Genomic DNA, 23152 nt, shown 5'->3' with positions numbered 1-23152 from the left:
ATGGATCGCCCATTCCCCGTCCGACATCAGGTCTCGTGCCAAGCTGGTCTCCGTCGCAGATACCAGCTTGAATCATGTTCAGCCCGCCCGGTGAACCCCGTTTGTCAACACGGCCTAGAGCCAGCCCACCGAACTGGCCAAGATTGTGAACGGCGAGGGCGACCGGCTGTTCTACGGTCATGCCAACGCGGCCGGGACGGGCTTTGACCTGTGGTGGCTCCTGGACCTGCGGGCCTTCCGGGTCGGGCTGATCCGCCACGCCTCGAACGGCTATCCCATCTCGTCGGGCGACCGGATGAACACGAACGGCACCTGCTTCAAGTGGTTCGATATCCGGTCCTTTCCCAGGGAGCCGCCGCTGGTGCTGGCGACCTCGGGGTCTCGTAGCGCCGGGCCGTCGCCCTGGCACGCCTGACCGCTGATTTCTCGGCCCAACCCGGAAGGGGTGAACAAGAGCGCATTGGCCGCCGCGAGCCCTCGCATCATGCGGGGGCTTTGCCGTTACAGGAACCCTCCCCCGTTCCGGCAACCGAATGACAGGAAAGCACTGCAGTCCGGTTATCGCTTGTCCCGCGCTCTTGGACTTCCTAGCCTATGCCCGGTCTCTGGAGGGAAGGTGGATCATGCAGAACAAAGCCATTCTGATTGTCGGGCCGTTGCTGTTCGCGGCCTGCACCGCATCGGACAACTACAGCGAAATCATTGCGCGCTCCACGCCGCCTGGCGCCGCCTTGAAGGCCGAGATCGTCGCTGGCGCCAAAGAACTCATCTATGACCCCGCCTCGATCCGCGATGCCGAGATTTCCAATGTGGCGACCCTGCCGGATGGGCTGCAAGGCGTTTGCGTCCGCGCCGACAGCAAGGATGTCTCCGGCCGCTACCTCGGGCTGCACAGCATAGGCATCCCGATCCGTGACGGGAAGATTGCCGGCGGCAGCCTGGATCACCCCCTCTGTGACCGCGCGGACATTCAGTGGCAGCCCTTTCCCGAGCTTGAGCGGCTTCCCGGCGCCTAAGCGCTCCCCGGTCTGCGTCTGCTGCTAGTTCCGCTGCACAGGTGAGGTTTGCAGCGGATGTGGCGGCGTAGCAGCTTCCGCTTCCCGGCAGCCTCATATGGCAAAATCGCAACCGAATGGCAGCGGATTGCATTCCTCGCTGGCGCAAAAGCCCAGCCGGGGCGCCCCTTCTGATGCCCCGAGGGCCGAGAATCGCGGAACAGCGACAATCGCAAGTCGAGAAAGATGGAAATGCTCGGGGCGTAACAATGCCCGCACAGTGCGAGCAGACCGGCCTGTCGGCGCCAGTCTGCAATGCTCCTGATTCTTGGCGAATCAGCGGAAAGCCGCCTATCAGGAAAAGGTTAACAAATCGTTAAGAAGTCCGATGCGCCCTTTCCTCATTGTGTTCCTCGTCTGCTTTTCCCTGCCCTCGTTTGCGGATGACGGCGCCGTGCCCGTCCTCGGGGCCTTGACGACAGAGGACATCCAGGACGCCCGGCAACGCCTGCTGGACCTCGGAGGCCCTGATGCGGCCCTCCTGGATGCCTCCTGCTGCAAGATGTGCAGCAAGGGCAAAGCCTGCGGCGACAGTTGCATCAGCCGGGACAAACAATGCCGCAAAGGCGTCGGCTGTGCCTGCGATAGTTGATCGGCGGGCCACGCCCTCCGCCGCAATCCTGACGGCAGTGCGTAGCGATTATCGCGATTTTGATGCCCCTATCGGGACTGGAATCGCGACAATCGCGGGAATCGCTGCGGTTAGGGCTTTGGTCGTTGGCGCGGTGCTGGCGATGCCCGCCGTCACCTGGGCCGCGACTGACGGTAGCCCTTTGATTGCCTGCCGTGCCGTGGTGGTGGACGGCGACTTACTCGTCTAGCTAAGCGAATTTCTGCCCGCCTGGGAGTATCGCGCCGACCGCTGGTCGCGGGCTGTCGCAGAGGCGTCCGAGGGCTGTCCGATCAAGGGCAACATCTCGAAGAAGGGCGAGCGGATCTATCACACGCCCTGGTCGCCCGCCTATGCCAAGACCCGGATCGATGAGAGCAGGGGCGAGCGCTGCTTTTGCGACGAGGTCGAGGCCATCGCCGCCAGTTGGCGCGCGGCGCGCTGGCGCTAGATTCGAGCCAGGGCATCACCGTGAAAATGTCCGCTGGCTGTCCGCTGGCACATTGTTAGCGCTGAAACCGCCTCGCAGGCAGTTTCTCGTAACCGCTTGTCATGTAAGGAAGTTCAGTGGTGAGCCCGACAGGATTCGAACCTGTGACCCACTGATTAAAAGTCAGTTGCTCTACCAACTGAGCTACGGGCCCATCGCACGGGGGGCTAACTACGGTCGGCGGCTGACAGGGTCAAGCGGAAAAATCACCGCCTCTGGCAGAATCTTTCCGGCAGGAGTATGTCACCGCCATGGAACACCAGCAAAACCTCGGCCAGAGCATTCCTCTGCCCTTCATGAAGATGCACGGGCTCGGCAACGACTTCGTGGTGATCGACAGCCGCCGGACCGGCGCGCTGCCCGATGCCGCGACCGTGGCCGCCATCGCCGACCGCCATCGCGGCGTCGGCTTCGACCAGCTGGCCGTCATCCTGCCCGGCGAGAATGCCGATGCGCGGCTGGTGTTCTTCAACGCGGACGGCTCGCTTTCGGCGGCCTGCGGCAATGCCACGCGCTGCGTCGCCCGCTTTCTCATGGACGAAACGGGCGCCCGCGCGCTGCGGCTCGCCACCGATCACGCGGTGCTTGCGGCCGAGGATGCCGGGGACCGGCTGACGCGGGTCAACATGGGCGCGCCGGTGCTGGACTGGGCCGGGATTCCGCTGGCCGAGGATGTCGATACGCTGCACCTGCCCGTTCCGGGCGATCCGGTGGCGACGGGCATGGGCAATCCGCACATGACCTTCTTCGTGCCCGATGCGGCGGCGGTGGACCTGGAACGCTTCGGCCCCGCGCATGAGCATCATCCGCTTTATCCGCAGCGGACGAATGTCGAGCTGGTGCAGGTCGTTTCGCCGGACGAGATCATCCTGCGCATCTGGGAACGCGGCACCGGCATCACCCTGGCCTCGGGGTCGTGCTCCTGTGCGGCGGTGGTGGCGGCGGCGCGGCGCGGGCTGACCGGGCGGCGCGTCAGGGTCAACGTGCCCGGCGGCGTGCTGGAGATCGACTGGCGCGAGGACGGGGTCTGGATGACCGGGCCGACCGCGCATGTCTTCGACGGGGTCTGGCGGGGATGAAGGATCTGAAGCCCCCGGTTTTCGCGACCCTCGGCTGTCGGCTGAACGCCTATGAGACCGAGGCCATGCGCGAGATGGCCGAGGCCGCCGGGCTGCAAGGCGCGGTGATCGTGAACACCTGCGCGGTGACGGCCGAGGCGGTGCGCAAGGCCCGGCAGGAGATCCGCCGGCTGGCGCGCGAGAACCCGGGCGCCCCGGTCATCGTCACCGGCTGCGCGGCGCAGACCGAGCCCGAGACATTCGCCGCCATGGCCGAGGTCAGCCGCGTGATCGGCAACCACGAGAAGATGCAGCCCGCGACCTGGGCCGCGATGCAGGCCCCCGACCTGATCGGCGAGACCGAGAAGGTGCAGGTCGACGACATCATGTCGGTCAAGGAAACCGCCGGGCACCTGATCGACGGTTTCGGCCGGCATCGCGCCTATGTGCAGGTGCAGAACGGCTGCGATCATCGCTGCACCTTCTGCATCATCCCCTACGGCCGCGGCAATTCGCGCTCGGTGCCGGCTGGGGTCGTGGTCGATCAGATCAAGCGGCTGCGGGACCGCGGCTTCAACGAGGTGGTGCTGACCGGGGTGGACCTGACCTCCTGGGGGGCCGACCTGCCGGGGCAGCCGCGGCTGGGCGACCTGGTCATGCGCATCCTGCGGCTGGTGCCGGACCTGCCGCGGCTGCGGATCAGCTCGATCGATTCGATCGAGGCCGACGAGAACCTGATGCTGGCCATCGCCACCGAGCCCCGGCTGATGCCGCATCTGCACCTGTCCCTGCAGGCGGGCGACGACATGATCCTGAAGCGGATGAAGCGCCGCCACCTGCGCGACGACGCCATCCGGTTCTGCGAAGAGGCGCGGCGGCTGCGTCCCGGCATCGCCTTCGGCGCCGACATCATCGCCGGCTTCCCGACCGAGACCGAGGCGATGTTCGAGAACAGCCTGAAGCTGGTCGAGGATTGCGGGCTGACCTTCCTGCATGTGTTTCCCTATTCGGCGCGGAAGGGCACCCCGGCGGCGCGGATGCCGCGCGTGCCCGGCCCGGCGATCAAGGAGCGCGCGGCCCGGCTGCGGGCGGCGGGCGATGCGGCGCTGGCCCGGCATTTGCAGGCCCAGCTCGGCGAGGCGCGCATGGTGTTGACCGAGGGGCCGCGCCTGGGCCGGACGGAGCATTTCACCGAAGTCGCCTTCGACCGCGACATGCCCGAGGGCACGCTGATGGCGTTGCGCATCGCGGGCCATGACGGACAGCGGCTGACGGTCTGAGGGCGGCGCTTGCGTCGCGGCCGCCGGGGGCTGTCTGCCCCCGGACCCCCCGAGGGTATTTGGAAAACGGAAAAAGGGCGGGTTTCCGGCGGCGTCATTGCGCACGGGCGCAGCAAGGGAGCCGTTTTCCCGTCCCTGCGGGGCCGGGTGCGCAAGATTGGCTTGCCGCGTGGGGAAGCTGCACATAATCCTTGGGTGGATGACCTTGCTTTACACGCATCCCTCGGGGCTTTCGCATGTGACGCCGCCCAGCCATCCCGAACAGGTGGCCCGGCTGGATGCCGTGCTGGCGGCGCTTGACGGGGCGGATCTTGAGCGGCGCGAGGCGCCCGAGGCGGCGGATCAGGACATTCTGCGCGCCCATCCTCCCGAATACCTGTCGCTCCTGCGCCGGAAGGCGCCGGGCGAGGGCTGGAGCATGCTCGATTCGGACACCTATCTGTCGCCGGGCAGCCTGAATGCGGCGCGCCATGCCGTCGGCGGGGTCTGCGCCGCCGTGGATGCGGTGCTGGCGGGCGAGGCGCCCAGCGCCTTTGTCGCCATGCGACCGCCGGGCCATCATGCCGAGCGCATGATGGCCATGGGGTTCTGCATCTTTTCCTCGGTCGCGATCGGGGCGCTGCGGGCATTGGAGCATCACGGGCTGGACCGGGTGGCGGTGCTGGATTTCGACGTGCATCACGGCAACGGCACGCAGGACGTGCTGTGGGACGAGCGGCGGGCGCTGTTCGCCTCGACGCATCAGGTGCCGCTTTATCCCGGCACGGGTGCGCCGTCGGAGCGGGGGGCGCATGGGCAGGTCGTCAACCTCCCGCTGGCGCCGGGCAGCGGCGGGGGCGAGGCCCGCGCGGTCTGGCAGGCGATCTGCGCCCGGGTCGAGGCGTGGCGGCCGCAACTGGTGCTGGTCTCGGCCGGCTTCGATGCGCATGCCGAGGACCCGCTGGCCTCGCTCATGTGGGACGATGGTGATTTCACCGCCATCACCCGGATGATCTGCGATACGGCGGCGGCCTGTTCGGCCCCGGTGGTATCGGCGCTGGAAGGGGGCTATGATCTGGCCGCTCTGGGCCGCTCGGCGCGCGCCCATGTCGATGTGCTGAGGGAGACTGCCGCGTGACCGGGACCGAGATCGAGAACATGTCCTTCGAGGAGGCGATGAAAGAGCTTGAGGCGACCGTCGGTCGTCTGGAGCATGGCGAGGCCACGCTGGAGGAATCGATCAAGCTTTACGAACGCGGCGCAGCGTTGCGGGCGCATTGCGACAAGCGCCTGCGCGAGGCCGAGGAGCGGGTCGAAAAGATCACGCTGGCCGCCAATGGCCAACCCACGGGCACCGTGCCGGCCGAGGGGCTGTGATGCTGGACCGCCTCGATGAGGTAAAGACGCAGGTGCAGGCTGCGCTGGACGGGGCCATGGCCGGCCTGCCCGAGGGCGAGCTGACCGATGCGATGCGCTATGCCTGCATCGGCGGCAAGCGCATCCGCGCCTTCCTGGTGATGGAATCGGCGCGGCTGTTCGGGCTGCGCGACCGGGAATCGCTGCCCGTCGCGGCGGCGGTCGAGGCGTTGCATGCCTATAGCCTGGTGCATGACGACCTGCCCTCGATGGATGACGACGACCTGCGCCGGGGCCTGCCCACCGTGCATGTGCGATGGTCCGAGGCGACCGCGATCCTGGCCGGCGATGCGCTGCAAAGCCTGGCCTTCGGCCTCTTGACCGATGCGCAGATCGGCGCGCCCGAGATACGCCTGGCGCTGGTAAGCGGCTTTTCCGAGGCGGTCGGCGGGCGCGGCATGGTCTGGGGGCAGGCGCTGGACATCGCCGCCGAGACCGCCGTCGAGCCCCTGGACCTGATGGCCATCAAGCGGCTGCAACAAGCCAAGACCGGGGCGCTGATCCAGTTCTCCGCCACCGCCGGCGCCGTCATGGCGGGGCAGGATACCGGACCGCTGGCGGAGTATGCCCGCAACCTGGGCCTTGCCTTCCAGATCCATGACGATGTCCTGGACGTGACCGGCAACGAGGCCGACACCGGCAAGCGCACCGGCAAGGACGGCGCCGCCAACAAGGCGACCTTCGTGTCGTTGCTGGGCCTCGAAGGGGCGCGGGACAAGGCGCGCACGCTGGTGCGCAATGCCGAAACAGCGCTGGAACCCTATGGCGAGGGCGCAGGAAACTTGCGGCAGCTTGCGCGTTTCGTTATCGAACGCGACGCCTGACAGCCCGCCCGGAGAGGGGCAAGCCATGACCCATGAGACTTCCGACCGCCCTTCGACGCCGATCCTGGACCGGGTGCATCTGCCATCCGACCTCAAGGATCTGACCGATCGCGAGCTGCGCCAGCTTGCCGACGAGTTGCGGGCCGAGACGGTCAGCGCCGTTTCCGTGACCGGCGGCCATCTGGGTGCCGGGCTGGGGGTGGTCGAGCTGACCGTGGCGCTGCATGCGGTCTTTGACGCGCCGCGCGACAAGATCATCTGGGACGTGGGCCATCAGTGCTATCCGCACAAGATCCTGACCGGGCGGCGCGACCGCATCCGCACCCTGCGGATGGAGGGCGGGCTTTCCGGCTTCACCAAGCGGTCGGAAAGCCCCTATGACCCGTTCGGCGCCGGGCACAGCTCGACCTCGATCAGCGCGGCGCTGGGCTTTGCCATGGCGCGCGAACTGGGCGGCGATCCGGGCGATGCCATCGCGGTGATCGGCGACGGCGCGATGAGCGCGGGCATGGCCTTCGAGGCGCTGAACAATGCGGGCGACCTGGGCAAGCGGCTGTTCGTGGTGCTGAACGACAACGAGATGTCCATCGCGCCGCCCACCGGGGCGCTGTCGCGCTATCTGACCCGGCTTTACGCCGAGGGCCCGTTCCAGGACCTGAAGGCCGTGGCCAAGGGCGCCGTCGGCTTCCTGCCGCCCACGCTGCAAGAGGGCGCGCGCCGCGCCAAGGAGATGCTCAAGGGCATGACCGTCGGCGGCACCCTGTTCGAGGAACTGGGGTTCTCCTATATCGGCCCGGTCGACGGCCACGACCTCGACCAGCTTCTGCCGCTTTTGCGCACGGTCAAGGCACGGGCGACGGGGCCGGTTCTGCTGCATGTCGTGACCCGCAAGGGCAAGGGCTACGGCCCGGCCGAGCGCGCCGCCGACAAGGGGCACGCCACGGCGAAATTCGACGTCGAGACCGGCGCGCAGGCCAAGGCGAAATCGAACGCGCCCAGCTATACCTTGGTCTTTGCCCGCGCGCTGGTCGATCAGGCCAGCCGCGACGCCCGCATCGTCGCCGTCACCGCCGCCATGCCGGACGGGACCGGCTTGAACCTGATGGCCGAGCGTTTCCCGCGCCGCTGCTTCGACGTGGGCATTGCCGAGCAGCATGCCGTGACTTTCTCGGCCGGGCTGGCGGCGGGGGGGATGAAGCCGTTCTGCGCGCTTTATTCGACCTTCCTGCAGCGCGGCTACGACCAGGTCGTGCACGACGTGGCGATCCAGCGCCTGCCGGTGCGCTTTGCCATCGACCGCGCCGGCCTGGTCGGCGCCGATGGCGCGACCCATGCCGGCGCATATGACGTCGCATTCCTGGCGAACCTGCCCGGCATGGTGGTCATGGCTGCCGCCGACGAGGCGGATCTGGTCCATATGGTCGCCACCGCGGCGGCCCATGACGAGGGGCCCATTGCTTTCCGCTATCCGCGCGGCGAGGGCACCGGCGTCGAGATGCCCGAGCGCGGCGAGGTGCTGGAGATCGGCAAGGGCAGGGTCATGGCCGAAGGCAAGGGCGTCGCCATCCTGTCCTTCGGCACCCGGCTGTCGGAAGTCATGCGCGCGCGCGAGTCGCTGGCGGCGCGTGGCGTCAGCCCGACGGTGGTCGATGCCCGCTTCGCCAAGCCTCTGGACCGCGATCTGATCCTGCGCCTTGCCCGCACGCATGAGGCGCTGATCACCATCGAAGAGGGCGCGGTCGGCGGCTTCGGCAGCCTGGTCGCGCAACTGCTTGCGGACGAGGGCGTGTTCGACGGCGGGCTGCGCTTCCGCCAGATGGTGCTGCCCGACACTTTCATCGACCATGCCAGCCCCGAGGCCATGTATCGCGAGGCCCGCATGTCCGCCCCCGACATCGAGGCCAAGGTGCTGGAAGTCCTGGGCGTGGCGCTGGCGAAACGTGCCTGAGAGGTGACAATGCTGCGTATCCTTTTGACCGGCCTCGTCCTTGCCGCGCCGCTGGCGGTGCAGGCGCAGGATTATCTGCCGAACCTGTTCGACGTCACCGTGGTCGAGACCTGGGACAAGCTGAACGTGCGCGAGGCGCCGGACGGCCAGGCCAAGATCATCGGCCGGCTTGCCTCGACCGCCAAGGGCGTCGAGTTGCTGGACCGCGACGCCTCGGGCAAGTGGGGGCTGGTGAACGTGGGCGAGACCACGGGCTGGGTGGCGCTGCGCTTTCTCAAGCCGCAGGCCACGGTCTGGAAGCCGGCCGAACTGCCGCTGGCGCTGCGTTGCAGCGGAACCGAGCCCTTCTGGTCGGTCAAGACGGTGCAGAAAGGGCTGGTCTTCAGCGAGCCCGATGCGCCGGAGCGCCAGCTTTCGCTGCGCAAGGTCATGGACCGCGGCATCGAGGGCGAGCCCACGCGGGGCATCATCGCCGGCGATGACAAGGGGCGGCTTACGGCGTTCATGCGGCCCGAGCAATGTTCGGACGGTATGTCGGACCGCGGCCATGCGCTGGCGGTCAGCGTGATCCTGGACGGGCAAGAGCAGCCCTCGCGCATGTTGACGGGCTGCTGCTCGATCGCGCCCTAGGCAGGGATCCCCTCGGCTCGCGCCAGCGCGGCCAGCCCGGCGCGATAGTCGGGATAGCGCAGGGTCACGCCCAGTTCCCGCTTGATGCGGTGGTTCGAGACGCGCTTGTTCTCGGCATAGAAGCTGCGCGCCATCGGCGTCATCTCGGCGCTGGCATAGTCTTCGGCGGGGGGCATGGGCAGGCCCAGCAGTTCCGCCGCATGGCCGATCACCGCCTCGGGCGGGGCGGGATCGTCGTCGCAGACATTGTAGATCGCGCCGGGATGCGGCGCCTTGATCGAGGCCAGCAGCACCTGCGCGATGTCCTCGGCATGGATGCGGGAAAAGATCTGGCCGGGCTTGACGATGCGCCGCGCCGTGCCCGCCCGCACCTTGGCAAAGGGGCCGCGGCCCGGTCCGTAGATCCCGGCAAGGCGAAAGATATGCAGCGGCAGGCCGTGTTCGGCGGCCAATGCCTGCCAGCCCAGCTCGGCCGCGACCCGCTCGCGCCCACGCCGGGTCGAGGGGGTGCAGGGCGTGTCCTCGTCGACCCAGCCGCCGTCCCGGTCGCCATAGACCCCGGTGGTGGAAAGATAGCCCAGCCAGCGCGGCCGGGCGGCGGCGATCTCGGTGCCGAAGGCTGCCAGCACCGGGTCCGCGCCCTGTTCCGGTCCGACCGAGACCAGGATCGCGTCGGCTTGGGCGATGGCCTCGCGCACGGCATCCTCTTGCCCCGGCCAGCGCAGCGGCTCGGCCCCGGCCTGCGCCACGCGATCCGTCGCGCCTCGGGTGGTGCCGGTGACCTGCCAGCCCTCGGCCAGCAGCAAGGGGGTCAGGAAACCGGCAGAATAGCCGTGACCGAAGACCAGCATCCTCATCATGTGCGCCCCCGCAGGATCTCGGCCGCGATGGCAAAGGAACGGTGCCGTGCGGCCTGGTCGTAGATATTGCCGACGAGAATCAGCTCGTCGGGCTGGTGGCGGGCGATCAGCCGGTCCAGTTCGGCCGCGACGGTCTGGGGGCTGCCGACGGCGCTGATGGCCAGCGCGGCGTTGACCGTGGGCAGGATGCGCACCGGGATCGCGTCCAGCACGTCGTCGACCGGCGGCGGCAGCAGGCCGGGCATGCCCAGCCGCAGCCGGGCAAAGCTGATCTGTTGGCTGCTGCGCAACCGCTGCGCCTCGGCATCGGTCTCGGCGGCGATGACGTTCACCGCCAGCATGAAGCGCGGCTTTTCGCCGAATTCGGTGGGCTGGAACCGCTCGCGGTAAAGCCGCCGCGCCTCTTCCAGATCGCCGGGGGCGAAATGGCTGGCAAAGGCATAGGGCAGGCCAAGCGCAGCGGCGAGGCTGGCGCCGTAAAGCGACGAGCCGAGGATCCAGACCGGCACGTTCGTGCCCTCGCCCGGATGGGCCGCGACCGGGGCGCCGGGGCGCGGCGGGCCGAGATAGCGCAGAAGCTCGACCACGTCGTTGGGGAAATCCTCGTTGCGCTGCATCGACCGGCGCAATGCGTGCATCACCGCACCGTCGCCGCCCGGCGCGCGGCCCAGGCCCAGGTCGATGCGCGGTCCGTGGATCGTCGCCAGCGTGCCGAACTGTTCGGCGATGGCCAGCGGTGCGTGATTGGGCAGCATGACCCCGCCGGCACCGACGCGGATCGCCCTGGTATGGTCCGCCACATGGCCGATCAGCACCGCGGTGGCGGCGCTGGCGATGCCGGGCATGTTGTGATGTTCGGCCAGCCAGAAGCGGCTGTAGCCCCATCCCTCGGCGGCTTGCGCCAGCGCGACGGAATTGGCGATGGCCTGCCGGGCGTCCGAGCCCTCGGCCACCACCGCCAGATCGAGAACGGAAAATTCCATGCGGATCACTCCTTCGTCCCTCAGATAAGGCGTCCGGTGCCGGCTTGCCAGCCCGCGGCGGCGCTGGCACTCTCCGCCGAAACTGGAGAGCGCGCATGTTGACCGACAGCCGGAGACTTCCCATCGAGACGCCCGAGCCCGCCGAGCGCGTCTATTTCGACGACCCGGCCGCCGCCGTGGCGCGGCTGATCGAGCTTTACGACCGTGCGTCGCATTTCCTGCTGGATCGTTTCCTTGCCACGCTGCAAGGCGGCCGGCCGGCGGCGCGCTATCGCGCCTTCTACCCGGAACTGCGCATGACCGTGCCGATCCATTCCAAGACGGATTCGCGCCTGTCCTTCGGCCATGTCGCGCTGCCGGGCACCTATTCGACCTCGATCACCCGGCCCGACCTGTTCCGCGGCTACCTGACGGAACAGATCGGCCTGCTCATGCGCAATCACGGCGTGCCGGTGGCGATCGGCGAAAGCGGCACGCCGATGCCGGTGCATTTCGCCGTGGCGACGCAAAGCGACCTGAACGTCCCGCAGGAAGGCGTGCTGGACTATTCGCTGCGCGATGTCTTCGACGTGCCGGACTTGAACACGATGAACGACGATATCGTGAACGGCATCGCCGGGCCGAACCCGGATGGCAGCCATGCGCTGGCGCCCTTTACCGCGCAGCGCGTCGATTACTCGCTGGCGCGGCTGGCGCATTACACCGCGACCCTGCCCGAGCATTTCCAGAATTTCGTGATGTTCACGAACTACCAGTTCTATGTGGACGAGTTCGAGGCCTTCGCCCGCCGCGCGCTGGCCGACCCGAACTCGGGCTATACGGGCTTCGTCGCGCCCGGAAACCAGATCCTGGAGCGTCCCGAGGACATCATCGCCACCGGCGCCAAGATGCCGCAGATGCCGGCCTATCACCTCAAGCGGCCGGATGGCGACGGCATCACGCTGGTCAATATCGGCGTCGGCCCCTCGAACGCCAAGACCGCGACCGACCATATCGCCGTGCTGCGCCCGCATGCCTGGCTGATGGTCGGCCATTGCGCCGGGCTGCGCAACAGCCAGAGCCTTGGCGATTTCGTGCTGGCCCATGCCTATCTGCGCGAGGACCATGTGCTTGACGACGACCTGCCGGTCTGGGTGCCGATCCCCGCCCTGGCCGAGGTGCAGGTCGCCCTGCAAGAGGCGGTGGCCGAGGTCACGCAGCTTGACGGCTATGAACTCAAGCGCATCATGCGCACCGGCACCGTCGCCACCATCGACAACCGCAACTGGGAGCTGCGCGACCAGTCCGGGCCGGTGCAGCGCCTGTCGCAATCGCGCGCCATCGCGCTGGACATGGAAAGCGCCACCATCGCCGCGAACGGTTTCCGCTTTCGCGTGCCTTATGGCACGCTCCTTTGCGTCAGCGACAAGCCGCTTCATGGCGAGTTGAAGCTGCCCGGCATGGCCACGGATTTCTATCGCACCCAGGTCGCGAACCACCTGCTGATCGGCATCCGGGCCATGGAAAAGCTGCGCGAGACGCCCTTGGAACGCATCCACTCGCGCAAGTTGCGCTCGTTTAACGAGACCGCCTTCCTCTAGAACGGCCCCTTGGCGGCGAATTTCGCAGCGTTTGCTGGGGAAAACCGCCGAAAAAGCTTGATCTGCGCTGAAAAAGCTTGTGTAGCGGCAGGCGTGCCGCCAAGGTGGCGTCCGAAAATTTCCCGAACGGGGAACAACGAGGAGACAGAAAATGGCCCAGGCCGCTTCGAAACCGATGACCAAGACCCAGCTCGTCGCCACGCTGGCCGATGAAATGGGCAGCGACAAGAAGACCGCCGCCGCGGCTCTGGACGCGCTTTCGGCCGTCGTGTCGCGCACGGTCGCCGAAGGTGGCGCCCTCACCCTGCCGGGCATCGGCAAGGTCGCGTGCCGCACCCGCCCCGAGCGTCAGGTCCGCAATCCGCAAACCCAGGAGATGATGACGAAGCCCGCCGACAAGGTGGTCAAGGTCACCATCGCCAAGGCGCTGAAGGACAGCGTGAACGCCTGATCCCGGCTTTCGCCGCACAAGGGGCCGCGCATGACCTGCGCGGCTTCTCTCGTTTCGGGCCCCCGATCCGGCCCCCGATCCGGTTCCGGCCCTTGCGCCCGCCGACCCATCTGCTAGCCCATGGGGAAGGGCAGGGGGGCGACATGGATTTCAGGGCCATTCTGATGGGTTTCGGCTTTGCGGTCCTTTGGGCCTCGGCCTTCACCTCGACGCGCATGATCGTCCTGGCCGCCCCGCCGCTGACCGCGCTGGTCATCCGTTTCGGCCTGTCCGCCCTGGTGGCGATTCCGCTGGCCCGAGCGATGGGCCAGAGCTGGCGACTCAACAGGACCGAATGGCGCACGGTGATCCTGTTCGGCCTGTGCCAGAACGCGCTTTACCTGGGCTTCAGCTGGGTCGCCATGCAATATGTCGAGGCCTCTGTCTCGGCCATCATCGCCTCGATGATGCCGCTTGTCGTCGCCTTCCTGGGCTGGCTGCTTTATGGCGAGCGGCTGCGCCCCATCGCCGTGGCCGGGCTGGTCGCGGGCGTTGCCGGCGTCACGCTGATCATGGGGGTGCGGCTTCAGCACGGGCTGGACGTGCCGGGGGTGATCCTGTGCCTGATCGGCATGGTGGCGCTGACCTTTGCCACGCTGGCGGCGCGCGGCGCCGGCGGCAGCCGCAACATGATGATGCTCGTCGGCTTGCAGATGGCGGTCGGCGCCGCCCTGCTGCTGATCCCGGCCGTGCTGATGGAATGGGGTCGCCCGGTGGAATGGAGCGCGGGCCTGGTCTGGGCCTTTGCCTATACGGTGATCGCGCCCGGCATCGGCGCGACCTGGCTGTGGTTCCGGCTGGTCAACCGCATCGGCGCGGTGCGGGCGGCGACCTTTCATTTCCTGTCGCCGATCTTCGGCGTCGGCATCGCCGCGGCCTTGCTGGGCGAACGGTTCGGCGTCTCGGACGTGATCGGCGCGCTGATCGTGGCGGCGGGCATCCTGATGGTGCAACTGGCCAAGCTGCCTGCCGCGGCGCCTCAGCCGTCGATCCCTGCCGCCCGCGCCATCGAGGGTCGGGACTGAATCCGCCGCGCCCATTCGTCGATGGCGGCGGTTCGCGGCATGCCTTCGCCGAAGAACAGGAAAGGGCTGGCGATCAGCAGGTCCGCGGCCGAGAGGCGGTCGCCCAGCAGCCAGCTCTGCTTGCCCAGCACCTCGTCCAGCCGCTGGATCGCGGTGTCGTAATCGCGAAAGGTCGCCTCCAGCGCCGGATGCTCGATCTTGAAGAAATTCAGGATCGCCACCGGCTCCAGAACGCCCTGATACCAGCTGAGCCAGCTTAGATACTGGCCGCGCCCCGGATCGCCCGGCAGCGGGCCCAGCCCCGCCTCGGGGAACATGTCGGTCAGGTAAAGCATGATGGCGCCGCGTTCGCGCACATGATCCGCGCCATTGACCAGATAGGGCACCTTGCCTTCGGGATGCGGGTTGGCCGGATCGCGCCCGCCCGAGCCGTCCTGGCGCGGGATGGTGACCCGGCGGATCTCGATCTTGTCGAGGATGCCCAATTCGTCCAGCAGGACGAGGATGCTCGACGAGCGGCTTTTAGGGGCGTGATAAAGGGTCAGCATCTTGGCCTCCTGTGTTGACCGGGGCAGAATGGCGCAGGCCCCCTGACAGAAGGTGACAGCATGTCCCGCACCGACCGGCTGATGCGCCTGATGGATGCGCTGCGCCGCCTGCCCGCGCCGGTGACGGCCGCGCGGCTGGCCGAAGAGACCGGCGTCTCGCGCCGCCAGCTTTACCGCGACATCGCCACGCTGCGCGCCGGCGGCGCGCTGATCGACGGCGAGGCGGGGCTGGGCTATGCGCTGACCGAGGATCCGGCGCTGCCGCCGCAAAGCTTTTCGCGGCTGGAGATCGAGGCGCTGCTGCTGGCTATTTCGGGGCTGCGCACGCTGGGCGATCCCGAACTGACCCGCGCGGGCGAGGATGCGCTGGCCCGCATCATCGCCACCTTGCCGGAAAGCCAGGGCCGCCATGCCATGCACACCACCATGCGGCTGTTTCGCGCGCCGGCGCAGCGTCCCAGCCCGCAGGTGGACATGGCGCTGCTGCGCGCGGCCCTGTGGGAAGAGTGCAGCCTGGTCATCGATTATCTCGACCTGCACGACGCCGCCACGACGCGCGAGATCTGGCCGCTGGGCCTCAGCTACAGCGACAATCACATGATGCTGCTGGCGCATTGCAAGCTGCGCGAGGATTTCCGCACCTTCCATGTGCCGCGCATCCGGGCCATGCGTCCCGGCGGCACCAGCTTTCGGCCGCGCCGCGTGGCCCTGGTGCGGGAATATATCTCGCGTCCCTGCGCTACTCGGCCGCAATCGGGGTAAAGATCGCGGTCGCCCGGTCGCAGCGGTAATGCGCCAGATGATCGGCCGCCTGATCGGCCAGGTCGCAGACGGCATCCAGGATCGCCTCGATTTCGGTGCGCGGCGCCGCCCAGCACAGGTTCAGCCGCACGAAGCCTGGCTTCTCGATCTCGTCCCCCGCCAGGATGGCGGCGCGCAGCCGGGCCGAATCCTCGGCCTCCAGCCCCAGCAGGTGATGGACGTAAGGCCCGGCGCAGGCGCAGCCGCCCCGCGCCTGCACGCCGTAAAGGTCCGACAGCATCCGCGTGGCGAGTTGCTGGTGGATGTATCCGCCCCGCCCGTCGCGGATGCGGAAGCTGAAGAAGGGCAGGCGCGGCGCATCCGGATTGCCCAGCAGCTCGATGCGCGGATGGTGGCGCAGCCGCGCCATCCCCAGCGCCAGCCATTCGGCATTCCGCGCGTCGATGGCGTCCTGACCCACGGCAGCCTTGGTCAGAAAGACCAGAGCGGCGCGGATGTCGCCGATCACGTTCGGGGTGCCGCCCTCTTCCCGCGCCTCCAGCGACTGGGCATAGTCGTGGCTCTCGGGCGAGACGAAGCGCACCGTGCCGCCGCCGGGCAGGGTGGGGCGGTCGGCCACCACCGCGTCGCGGCGCAGGACGGTGATGCCCGAGGCGCCCGGCCCGCCGATGAACTTGTGGGGCGAGATCACCACCGCATCCATGCCCAGCCGCATGTCGATGGGTAGATAGGGCGCGCCGCCGGCATGGTCCCAGACCGCTTTGGCCCCCGCCGCCTTGAGGATGCGCGTGACCGCCGCGACATCGGTCAACGTGCCGGTCACGTTCGAGGCGGCCGAGAAACTGCCGATCACCGGACCCTCGGCCCGCGCCAGCGCCGCGCGCAAAGCCGCCAGGTCAGGCCCGCCGGTCGCGGTTTCGGGGATCGTCACCACCTCGGCGCCGCTTTCGCGCCAGGGCAGGATGTTCGAGTGATGCTCATAGGGGCCCAGCAGCACCGTGGTTCCCCGCCCGGCGGCCATCAGATGCACCAGCCGGTTGATGCCCTGCGTCGCCCCCGAGCCGGTAAAGATCACCGCATGCTCGGCGCCGGCATGGGTGCACAACCCTATCGCTTCGCGCGCCGCGCGGCGCATCCGGGTCATCGTGCCGCCGCAATGGCTGGCCTCGGTATGGCTGTTGGCATACCAGGGCAGGACGTTTTCCATCACCCATTCCTCGATGGGCTGCAATGCCCGGCCCGAGGCGATGTAATCGGCATAGATCATCCGGCGCGGCCCGAAGGGTCCGTCGATCACCGCATCGCGGCCGATCACGCCGTCATGGATCACCTGCATCGGATCGTCGCCCAGCCGGGCAAGATAGCTGTCGAAAGGCGGCATCGGGTTCCTCATCTTCATGCGTGCATCTTGACCCGTATCCAGCGAAGAATCATTCTGAATATCCGCGAGTACTCGGATTATTGGTTGTCAAATGAACGACAAGATCTTTTCAATCGATGAAATCGACAACCGCCTGTTGTCGCTGTTGCAACGCGATGCCAGCCTGTCGCAGCGCGAACTGGCCGAGCGCGTGGGCCTGTCGCAGAACGCCTGCTGGCGGCGGTTGCAGCGGTTGACCGAGGCCGGCGTGCTGCAAGGCAGCCGCGCGGTCATCGATGCGGCTGCGTTGGGGCTGGGGCTGACGGTCTTTGTTATGATCCGCACCCGGCACCACGACGACGCCTGGGCGCGGCGCTTTCGCGCCCGCATCGAATCGCTGCCGCAGATCACCGAGTTCCACCGCATCGGCGGCGAATGGGATTACATGGCCAAGGCGGTGGTGGGCGGCATGGCGGGCTATGACGCGCTTTACAAGCGCCTGATCGCCGACATGGATCTGGAACGCGTGACCGGCGTTTTCTCGATGGAGACGATCTTCGAGGGCCGGCCGCTGGCGCCGGCTTGATTTTCACGAAATGTTCTACATCTTCGGATCATGCGCGCCGATTCCATCCTGTTCCCGACCGAGGCCGGTCTTTTCTGCCCCGAGGGCGGCTTTCACATCGACCCGCTGAAGCCGGTCGAGCGCGCGCTGATCACGCATGGCCATTCCGACCATGCCCGCTTTGGCCATGGCGCGGTCATGGCCACTACCGAGACGCTGGAGATCATGCGGCTGCGCATGGGCGACGGCTTTGCCGGTGCGACGCAGGTGGCCGATGGCGAGATGCGCATCGGCGGCGTCACCGTCGGCTTTCACCCGGCCGGACATGTGCTGGGGTCAAGCCAGATCGCGGTCGAGGCCGGGGGCCGGCGCATCGTCGTCTCGGGCGATTATGCGCGCCAGCCGAACCCGACCTGCGCGCCGTTCCAGCCGGTGCCCTGCGACGTCTTCGTGACCGAGGCGACCTTTGGCCTGCCGGTGTTCCGCTTTCCCGACCCGGCGACGCAGGTGGCGAAGCTGCTCTCCAGCATGGCCGAGTTTCCCGACCGCCCGCATCTGATCGGCGCCTATGCGCTGGGCAAGGCGCAGCATGTCATCGCGCTGATGCGCGAGGCCGGCTATGACGCGCCCATCGCCATCCATGGCGCGCTGAAGGTGCTGTGCGATTTCTATGCGGCCCGCGGTGTCGAACTGGGCGAACTGGTGCCGGCCACCGCCAAGGATGTCGCGGCGCAACTGGTGATCGCGCCGCCATCGGCCTTTGCCAGCCCCTGGGTGCAGCGGTTCCGCGACCCGGTGATCGGCTTTGCCTCGGGCTGGATGGCGGTGCGGGCGCGGGCGCGGCAGCGCGGGGTCGAGCTGCCCCTGGTCATCAGCGACCACGTCGATTGGCCGGCGCTGACCGGCACGCTGGCGGAACTGGCGCCATCCGAGGTCTGGGTCACTCATGGCGCCGAGGACGGCGTGATCCGCTGGTGCGAACTGGCGCAGATCCCCGCCCGGCCGCTGCGGCTGGTGGGTTACGAGGACGAGGCGGAATGAAAGCCTTTGCCGCCCTTCTGGAACGGCTGGCCTTCACGCCGGCGCGCAATGCCAAGCTGCAGCTTTTGCAGCACTATCTGGAGCGCACGCCCGACCCGGATCGCGGCTGGGCGCTGGCCGCGCTGACCGGCGATCTGGAGTTGCGCCGGATCACGCCCTCGCTTTTGCGGGGGCTGGCGGCCGAGCAGGTGGACGGCGAGCTTCTGGCGCTGAGCTACGATTTCGTCGGCGACCTGGCCGAAACCATCGCGCTGGTCTGGCCCGAGGGGGCCGAGGACGACCCATCGCTGTCCCAGGCGGTCGCGCTGTTGCAGGGGACCGGCAAGGCGGCGCTGCCCGGCGCCATCGCCGGCATGCTGGACCGGCTGGGCCCGTCCGAGCGGTTGGCCTTTCTGAAGCTTGCCACCGGAAACCTGCGCGTCGGCGTCTCGGCCCGCATGGCGCGGACGGCGCTGGCGGGGCTGGGCGTGCCCTCGGTCCCCGAGATCGAGGAGATCTGGCACGGGCTCGCGCCGCCCTATGCGCCGCTGTTCGGCTGGCTGGGCGGCGGGGCCCGGCCGGAAAGCGCGGCGCTGGCGCCGTTCCGGCCGGTGATGCTGTCCACGCCGACCGACCTGGACGAGCTGCGCGCGCTGGACCCCGGCGATTACCTTGCGGAATGGAAATGGGACGGCATCCGCGTGCAGGCGGTCAGCGAAGGCGGCATGCGGCGGCTGTATTCCCGCACGGGCGAGGATATCTCGCACGCCTTTCCCGACGTGATCGAGGCGATGGATTTCGACGGCACCGCCGATGGCGAGCTGATCGTGCGGCGCGAGGGCGAGGTGGCGCCCTTCGGCGACCTGCAAAAGCGGCTGAACCGCAAGACCGTCGGCAAGGGGCTGCTTGCCAGCCATCCGGCGGGACTGCGGCTTTACGACCTGCTGCTGTGGGACGGCCGCGACCTGCGCGCCGAGCCGCTGGGCGCCCGCCGCACCGTGCTGGAAGCCGTGGATTTCGGGCCGCGGATCGACATCTCGCCCCTGCTGGACTTTGCCACATGGGAGGATCTGGCCGCGCTGCGCGCCGAACCGCCCGCCGCCGTCATCGAGGGGGTGATGATCAAGCGGCGCGACAGCGCCTATGTCGCCGGCCGGCCGCGCGGGCCATGGTTCAAGTGGAAGCGCGATCCGATGGTGGTCGATGCGGTGCTGATCTATGCACAGCGCGGGCATGGCAAACGCTCGGGCTTTCATTCCGACTTCACCTTTGGCCTGTGGGATGGCGGCGAACTGGTGCCGGTGGGCAAGGCCTATTTCGGCTTTACAGATGCCGAACTGCGCGAGCTGGACCGCTTCGTGCGCCAGAATACCGTCGAGCGTTACGGACCTGTCCGGGCGCTGGCGCCGAAACTGGTGGTCGAGGTGGCCTTCGAGGGCTTGAACCGCTCGACCCGGCACCGTTCGGGCGTGGCCATGCGCTTTCCCCGCATCAGCCGTATCCGCTGGGACAAGCCTGCCGCTGAGGCCGATCGTCTTGAAACGCTTGAGGCGATGCTGTGATCCTGCCGCCCGAGTTCCAGGACTGGTTCGTGCGGCAGGGCTGGCATCCGCATCCGCATCAGCTGGCCCTGCTGGCGGCCGAGGGCGACAGCCTGCTGATCGCGCCGACCGGCGGCGGCAAGACGCTGGCGGGGTTTCTGCCCTCGCTGGTGGATTTTGCGCGGGTGGGGCGGTCGCAAGATGGGTATTTGGAAAACGGAAAAGGCGCCAGGACGGGGCTGCATACGCTTTACGTCTCGCCGTTGAAGGCGTTGACGGCGGATATCGGCCGCAACCTGGCCCGGCCGGTGGCCGAGCTGGGGTTGGAGATTCGGGTCGAGGACCGGACCGGCGACACCGGGCAAGGCCAGCGCCGCCGCCAGCGCGTCGATCCGCCCGAGATCCTGCTGACGACGCCGGAAAGCCTGGCCCTGATGCTGAGCTATCCCGAGGCGCCGGCGATCTTTGGTGGCTTGCGCCGGGTGGTGCTGGACGAATTGCACGCGCTGGCGGAAAGCAAGCGCGGCGACCAGTTGATGCTGGGGCTGGCCCGGCTGCGGCGGCTGGCGCCCGGGTTGCGGGTGACGGGGCTGTCGGCGACGGTCGAGGATCCGCAGGCTTTGGCGGGGTTCATGGCGGGTGCTGCTCCGGTCACCGTGGTCGAGGCCGATCCCGGCCCCGATCCCGACATCGCCATGCTGCCCACCGCCAAGCCTGCGCCATGGTCCGGCGGCGGCGGGCATTACGCCATCCCCGAGGTGCTGGAGGCGGTGAAAGGCGCGCGCACGACGATCATCTTCATCAACACCCGTGCGCAGGCCGAGCTGTTCTTCCAGGCGCTGTGGGCCGAGAATGACGAGAACCTGCCCATCGGCCTGCACCATGGCAGCCTGGCGCGCGAGCAGCGGGCGCGGGTCGAGGCGGCGATGGCGGCAGGCGAATTGCGCGCCGTGGTGGCGACCGGCAGCCTGGACCTAGGCATCGACTGGGGCGCCGTCGATCTGGTGATCCAGGTCGGCGCGCCCAAGAACGTCAAGCGGCTGGTCCAGCGCATCGGCCGGGCGAACCATCGCTATAACGCTCCGTCCAGGGCGCGGATCGTGCCGGCGAACCGTTTCGAGCAGATCGAATGCGTCGCGGCGCTGGAGGCGGTGCGCGAACGCGACCTGGACGGCGATCCGCGCGGGCCGGGGCCGCTGGACGTGCTGTGCCAGCATATCGGGCTGACCGCCTGCGCTGCGCCCTTCGATGCCGATGCGCTTTTTGCCGAGGTCGTTACCGCCGGCCCGTATCGTGGGCTGAGCCGGGCGGATTTCGATGCCTGCCTGGATTTCGCCGCGACCGGAGGCTATGCGCTACGCGCCTATGACCGCTGGCAGCGGCTGGTGCTGCGGGCTGGGCTGTGGCAGCTGCGCGACCCGCGGGCGGCGAAGCTGTTGCGCATGAATGTCGGCACCATCGTCGAGGCCGAGATGATGAAGGTCCGGCTGCGCGGCCGCGGCGGTGCGCCTTTGGGCGAGGTCGAGGAGGCATTCGCCGCCAGCCTGACCCCCGGCGACAGCTTCCTGATCGGCGGCCGGGTCGTGCGCATGGATGCGATGCGCGAGATGGTGATCGAGGTCACGCCCGACCCGACCCGGCAGCCCAAGATCGCGGTCTATTCCGGCGTCAAGCTGGCCATGTCCACGCAGCTTTCCCATCGCGTGCTGGCGCTGATCGGCGATCCGGCGCGGCACGGCGCCTTGCCGGCGCAGACGCGGGAATGGCTGGATTTGCAGGCCCAGGTCTCGGCCCTGCCGGAACCGGGGCTGTTGCTGTCGGAAAGCTTTCCCCATGCGGGCCTGTGGCATTTCGCGCTTTACGGCTTTGCCGGCCGCAATGCCTTGCAGACGCTGGGCCTGCTGCTGACCCGCGAGATGGAGGACGAGGGGCTGGGGCCTCTGGGTTTCCTGTCCACCGATTACGCGCTGCTGGTCTGGTCGCTGGACGCGGTGCGCGATCCTGCGCCGCTGTTGGACCGGGCGCGGCTGCGGGCGGGCCTGGGCGACTGGTTGGGCGAGAATGCGGTGATGAAGCGCACCTTCCGCAATGTCGCCACCGTCGCCGGGCTGATCCAGCGCAACATGCCGGGGCAGCGAAAAACCGGGCGGCAGGCGACCTTTTCCAGCGACATCCTCTATGACACGCTGCGCAAATACGATCCCGGCCACCTGATGCTGCGCATCACCGCCGAGGAGGCGGGGCGGGGCCTTGTCGATTTCGGCCGGATCGAGGAGATGCTGGACCGCTCGCCCCGGTGCGAGCATCGGATGCTGGAGCGGGTCTCGCCCATGGCCGCGCCCCTGCTGCTGGAGGTCGGCCGGGTGCCGATCCGCGGCGAGGGGCGCGAGCGGCTGGCGCAGATCGAGGCCGAGGCGCTGATGGCCGAGGCCGGGCTGGAAGGGATCGCATGAACGGATATGGCTTCGATTTCCACGGCTTGCGTTTCGAGGCGCGGGCCTCGGGTGCACTGTGGTGGCCGGAAGGCGCGGCGCTGATCGTCGCCGATCTGCATCTGGGCAAGTCCGAGCGCATGGCCCGGCGCGGTGGTCCCCTGTTGCCGCCCTATGAGGGGCTGGCGACCCTGGAGCGGCTGGCGGGTGAGATCGCGGCGCTTGATCCGCAAGCGGTGGTCAGCCTGGGTGACGGCTTTGACGACATGGCGGCGACCGAGGCGCTGGACCCGCAGGTCGCCGGCGCCTTGCGGCGGCTGGCGCGGGGGCGGGACTGGATCTGGATCGGCGGCAATCATGATCCCGGCGCGCCTGCCGGCCTGCCGGGGCGGGCGGCGGACAGCCTGCCGCTGGGCCGCGTCACCTTGCGGCACGAGGCGGCGGAGGGGCCGGATGTCTCGGGGCATTTCCATCCCGTCGTGCGGCTGGCCGGAGAACGCCGCCGCGCCTTTCTGCTGGGCCGCGATCACCTGCTGCTGCCGGCTTTCGGTGCCTATACCGGCGGGCTTTCGCATGACGATCCGGCGCTGACGGCGCTGGTGCCGCAGGGGCTGGCGATCGCCTACGGCGCCCGCGCTATTGCCCTGCCGCTGGGTCGGCGCCGCCGGTCGTGACGAAAAAGGGCCGCCCAAGGCG

The 23152-nt window shown here is 68.3% G+C and carries 23 protein-coding genes and 1 tRNA gene; 19 read left to right on the top strand and 5 right to left on the bottom strand.

The features are described from left to right. The first annotated feature begins 145 nt into the window (after positions 1–145). The 3 genes from QPR87_RS19405 (at position 146) to QPR87_RS23770 (ending at position 2116) form a co-directional block, all read left to right on the top strand. Positions 146–415: a hypothetical protein gene (locus QPR87_RS19405; RefSeq protein WP_285050916.1), complete on the top strand. Its 270-nt coding sequence runs from the start codon at positions 146–148 to the stop codon at positions 413–415. Between the two features lie 208 nt (positions 416–623). Continuing rightward, positions 624–1016 carry a hypothetical protein gene (locus QPR87_RS19400; protein WP_104493368.1) on the top strand — a complete coding sequence of 131 codons (393 nt, stop codon included), beginning with the start codon at positions 624–626 and terminating at the stop codon, positions 1014–1016. Between the two features lie 872 nt (positions 1017–1888). Then, on the top strand, positions 1889–2116 hold the full coding sequence (locus QPR87_RS23770; protein WP_502921626.1) for a sunset domain-containing protein: 228 nt from the start codon (positions 1889–1891) through the stop codon (positions 2114–2116). Positions 2117–2233: 117 nt separating this feature from the next. Here the strand turns inward: QPR87_RS23770 and QPR87_RS19395 are convergent. Next, positions 2234–2309, bottom strand: a tRNA-Lys gene (locus QPR87_RS19395). Positions 2310–2406: 97 nt separating this feature from the next. Here QPR87_RS19395 and dapF point away from each other — a divergent pair. The 7 genes from dapF to QPR87_RS19360 all read left to right on the top strand — a co-directional run bounded on the left by dapF (position 2407) and on the right by QPR87_RS19360 (position 9290). Continuing rightward, the gene (dapF, locus tag QPR87_RS19390) at positions 2407–3234 is read left to right on the top strand and encodes a diaminopimelate epimerase (protein WP_104493366.1); all 828 of its coding nucleotides are present in this window, start codon (positions 2407–2409) and stop codon (positions 3232–3234) included. 5 nt (positions 3235–3239) lie between these two features. Next, the gene (gene mtaB / locus QPR87_RS19385) at positions 3240–4493 is read left to right on the top strand and encodes a tRNA (N(6)-L-threonylcarbamoyladenosine(37)-C(2))-methylthiotransferase MtaB (RefSeq protein WP_086000152.1); all 1254 of its coding nucleotides are present in this window, start codon (positions 3240–3242) and stop codon (positions 4491–4493) included. Positions 4494–4692: 199 nt separating this feature from the next. Then, a complete protein-coding gene (locus tag QPR87_RS19380) occupies positions 4693–5610 on the top strand; it encodes a histone deacetylase family protein (protein ID WP_285050915.1) in 918 nt (305 codons plus the stop codon). A 20-nt stretch (positions 5611–5630) separates the two neighbouring features. After that, entirely contained in the window at positions 5631–5849 is a 219-nt protein-coding gene (locus QPR87_RS19375) for an exodeoxyribonuclease VII small subunit (RefSeq protein ID WP_041530058.1), read from the top strand. Then, the gene (locus tag QPR87_RS19370; RefSeq protein WP_011746746.1) at positions 5849–6712 is read left to right on the top strand and encodes a polyprenyl synthetase family protein; all 864 of its coding nucleotides are present in this window, start codon (positions 5849–5851) and stop codon (positions 6710–6712) included. Before QPR87_RS19375 ends, QPR87_RS19370 begins: the two co-directional genes overlap by 1 nt. A gap of 25 nt (positions 6713–6737) precedes the next feature. Beyond that, positions 6738–8660: a 1-deoxy-D-xylulose-5-phosphate synthase gene (dxs, locus tag QPR87_RS19365; protein WP_285050912.1), complete on the top strand. Its 1923-nt coding sequence runs from the start codon at positions 6738–6740 to the stop codon at positions 8658–8660. A 9-nt stretch (positions 8661–8669) separates the two neighbouring features. Further along, complete coding sequence (locus QPR87_RS19360) at positions 8670–9290, top strand: COG3650 family protein (RefSeq protein ID WP_104493362.1); 621 nt, start codon at positions 8670–8672, stop codon at positions 9288–9290. Here the strand turns inward: QPR87_RS19360 and QPR87_RS19355 are convergent. Further along, a complete protein-coding gene (locus QPR87_RS19355) occupies positions 9287–10150 on the bottom strand; it encodes an SDR family oxidoreductase (protein ID WP_230998458.1) in 864 nt (287 codons plus the stop codon). The genes QPR87_RS19360 and QPR87_RS19355 overlap by 4 nt on opposite strands. Next, a complete protein-coding gene (locus QPR87_RS19350) occupies positions 10147–11133 on the bottom strand; it encodes an LLM class flavin-dependent oxidoreductase (protein WP_285050909.1) in 987 nt (328 codons plus the stop codon). The genes QPR87_RS19355 and QPR87_RS19350 overlap by 4 nt, the downstream gene beginning before the upstream one ends. A 95-nt stretch (positions 11134–11228) precedes the next feature. Here QPR87_RS19350 and QPR87_RS19345 point away from each other — a divergent pair, with 95 nt between their 5' ends. The 3 genes from QPR87_RS19345 to QPR87_RS19335 all read left to right on the top strand — a co-directional run bounded on the left by QPR87_RS19345 (position 11229) and on the right by QPR87_RS19335 (position 14228). Beyond that, the gene (locus QPR87_RS19345; protein WP_011746751.1) at positions 11229–12713 is read left to right on the top strand and encodes an AMP nucleosidase; all 1485 of its coding nucleotides are present in this window, start codon (positions 11229–11231) and stop codon (positions 12711–12713) included. A 151-nt stretch (positions 12714–12864) separates the two neighbouring features. Next, positions 12865–13164 carry an HU family DNA-binding protein gene (locus tag QPR87_RS19340; RefSeq protein ID WP_011746752.1) on the top strand — a complete coding sequence of 100 codons (300 nt, stop codon included), beginning with the start codon at positions 12865–12867 and terminating at the stop codon, positions 13162–13164. A gap of 143 nt (positions 13165–13307) precedes the next feature. After that, the gene (locus tag QPR87_RS19335; RefSeq protein ID WP_011746753.1) at positions 13308–14228 is read left to right on the top strand and encodes a DMT family transporter; all 921 of its coding nucleotides are present in this window, start codon (positions 13308–13310) and stop codon (positions 14226–14228) included. Here QPR87_RS19335 and QPR87_RS19330 read toward each other — a convergent pair. After that, the gene (locus tag QPR87_RS19330; RefSeq protein ID WP_285050906.1) at positions 14183–14776 is read right to left on the bottom strand and encodes a glutathione S-transferase family protein; all 594 of its coding nucleotides are present in this window, start codon (positions 14774–14776) and stop codon (positions 14183–14185) included. The two genes, QPR87_RS19335 and QPR87_RS19330, sit on opposite strands and share 46 nt — an antisense overlap. Before the next feature lie 60 nt (positions 14777–14836). Between QPR87_RS19330 and QPR87_RS19325 the strand changes: the two genes are divergently transcribed. Continuing rightward, positions 14837–15538, top strand: coding sequence for a helix-turn-helix transcriptional regulator (locus QPR87_RS19325; protein WP_104493358.1), 702 nt, complete (start codon positions 14837–14839; stop codon positions 15536–15538). Here QPR87_RS19325 and QPR87_RS19320 read toward each other — a convergent pair. After that, positions 15516–16937, bottom strand: a complete 1422-nt coding sequence (locus tag QPR87_RS19320) for an aminotransferase class V-fold PLP-dependent enzyme (protein ID WP_285050903.1) — start codon at positions 16935–16937, stop codon at positions 15516–15518. The genes QPR87_RS19325 and QPR87_RS19320 overlap by 23 nt on opposite strands. A gap of 73 nt (positions 16938–17010) precedes the next feature. On the opposite strand from QPR87_RS19320, the gene QPR87_RS19315 reads away from it, so the two are divergent. From QPR87_RS19315 to pdeM, 5 genes are read left to right on the top strand one after another with little or no spacing between them, the layout of a single operon-like run. Beyond that, positions 17011–17484, top strand: coding sequence for an Lrp/AsnC family transcriptional regulator (locus tag QPR87_RS19315; protein ID WP_011746757.1), 474 nt, complete (start codon positions 17011–17013; stop codon positions 17482–17484). A gap of 30 nt (positions 17485–17514) precedes the next feature. Then, the gene (locus QPR87_RS19310) at positions 17515–18504 is read left to right on the top strand and encodes a ligase-associated DNA damage response exonuclease (protein WP_285050901.1); all 990 of its coding nucleotides are present in this window, start codon (positions 17515–17517) and stop codon (positions 18502–18504) included. Then, positions 18501–20045, top strand: a complete 1545-nt coding sequence (locus tag QPR87_RS19305) for a cisplatin damage response ATP-dependent DNA ligase (protein WP_285050899.1) — start codon at positions 18501–18503, stop codon at positions 20043–20045. Before QPR87_RS19310 ends, QPR87_RS19305 begins: the two co-directional genes overlap by 4 nt. Continuing rightward, positions 20042–22477, top strand: coding sequence for a ligase-associated DNA damage response DEXH box helicase (locus QPR87_RS19300; protein ID WP_285050897.1), 2436 nt, complete (start codon positions 20042–20044; stop codon positions 22475–22477). The genes QPR87_RS19305 and QPR87_RS19300 overlap by 4 nt, the downstream gene beginning before the upstream one ends. Beyond that, positions 22474–23130, top strand: coding sequence for a ligase-associated DNA damage response endonuclease PdeM (gene pdeM / locus QPR87_RS19295; RefSeq protein WP_285050896.1), 657 nt, complete (start codon positions 22474–22476; stop codon positions 23128–23130). The genes QPR87_RS19300 and pdeM overlap by 4 nt, the downstream gene beginning before the upstream one ends. Positions 23131–23152: the final 22 nt, after the last annotated feature.

This window comes from Paracoccus sp. SSJ (assembly GCF_030234105.1).
Lineage (GTDB): Bacteria > Pseudomonadota > Alphaproteobacteria > Rhodobacterales > Rhodobacteraceae > Paracoccus > Paracoccus denitrificans.
This window is presented reverse-complemented; position numbering and strand designations above follow the sequence as displayed.

Excerpts from the sequence above, each read along its gene's own strand:
- QPR87_RS19400 (WP_104493368.1), top strand. The coding sequence starts at position 624 with ATGCAGAACAAAGCCATTCTGATTGTCGGGCCGTTGCTGTTCGCGGCC.
- dapF (WP_104493366.1), top strand. The coding sequence starts at position 2,407 with ATGGAACACCAGCAAAACCTCGGCCAGAGCATTCCTCTGCCCTTCATG.
- QPR87_RS19380 (WP_285050915.1), top strand. The coding sequence starts at position 4,693 with ATGACCTTGCTTTACACGCATCCCTCGGGGCTTTCGCATGTGACGCCG.
- QPR87_RS19375 (WP_041530058.1), top strand. The coding sequence starts at position 5,631 with ATGTCCTTCGAGGAGGCGATGAAAGAGCTTGAGGCGACCGTCGGTCGT.
- QPR87_RS19370 (WP_011746746.1), top strand. The coding sequence starts at position 5,849 with ATGCTGGACCGCCTCGATGAGGTAAAGACGCAGGTGCAGGCTGCGCTG.
- dxs (WP_285050912.1), top strand. The coding sequence starts at position 6,738 with ATGACCCATGAGACTTCCGACCGCCCTTCGACGCCGATCCTGGACCGG.
- QPR87_RS19360 (WP_104493362.1), top strand. The coding sequence starts at position 8,670 with ATGCTGCGTATCCTTTTGACCGGCCTCGTCCTTGCCGCGCCGCTGGCG.
- QPR87_RS19355 (WP_230998458.1), bottom strand. The coding sequence starts at position 10,150 with ATGATGAGGATGCTGGTCTTCGGTCACGGCTATTCTGCCGGTTTCCTG.
- QPR87_RS19350 (WP_285050909.1), bottom strand. The coding sequence starts at position 11,133 with ATGGAATTTTCCGTTCTCGATCTGGCGGTGGTGGCCGAGGGCTCGGAC.
- QPR87_RS19345 (WP_011746751.1), top strand. The coding sequence starts at position 11,229 with ATGTTGACCGACAGCCGGAGACTTCCCATCGAGACGCCCGAGCCCGCC.
- QPR87_RS19340 (WP_011746752.1), top strand. The coding sequence starts at position 12,865 with ATGGCCCAGGCCGCTTCGAAACCGATGACCAAGACCCAGCTCGTCGCC.
- QPR87_RS19335 (WP_011746753.1), top strand. The coding sequence starts at position 13,308 with ATGGATTTCAGGGCCATTCTGATGGGTTTCGGCTTTGCGGTCCTTTGG.
- QPR87_RS19330 (WP_285050906.1), bottom strand. The coding sequence starts at position 14,776 with ATGCTGACCCTTTATCACGCCCCTAAAAGCCGCTCGTCGAGCATCCTC.
- QPR87_RS19325 (WP_104493358.1), top strand. The coding sequence starts at position 14,837 with ATGTCCCGCACCGACCGGCTGATGCGCCTGATGGATGCGCTGCGCCGC.
- QPR87_RS19320 (WP_285050903.1), bottom strand. The coding sequence starts at position 16,937 with ATGAAGATGAGGAACCCGATGCCGCCTTTCGACAGCTATCTTGCCCGG.
- QPR87_RS19315 (WP_011746757.1), top strand. The coding sequence starts at position 17,011 with ATGAACGACAAGATCTTTTCAATCGATGAAATCGACAACCGCCTGTTG.
- QPR87_RS19310 (WP_285050901.1), top strand. The coding sequence starts at position 17,515 with ATGCGCGCCGATTCCATCCTGTTCCCGACCGAGGCCGGTCTTTTCTGC.
- QPR87_RS19305 (WP_285050899.1), top strand. The coding sequence starts at position 18,501 with ATGAAAGCCTTTGCCGCCCTTCTGGAACGGCTGGCCTTCACGCCGGCG.
- pdeM (WP_285050896.1), top strand. The coding sequence starts at position 22,474 with ATGAACGGATATGGCTTCGATTTCCACGGCTTGCGTTTCGAGGCGCGG.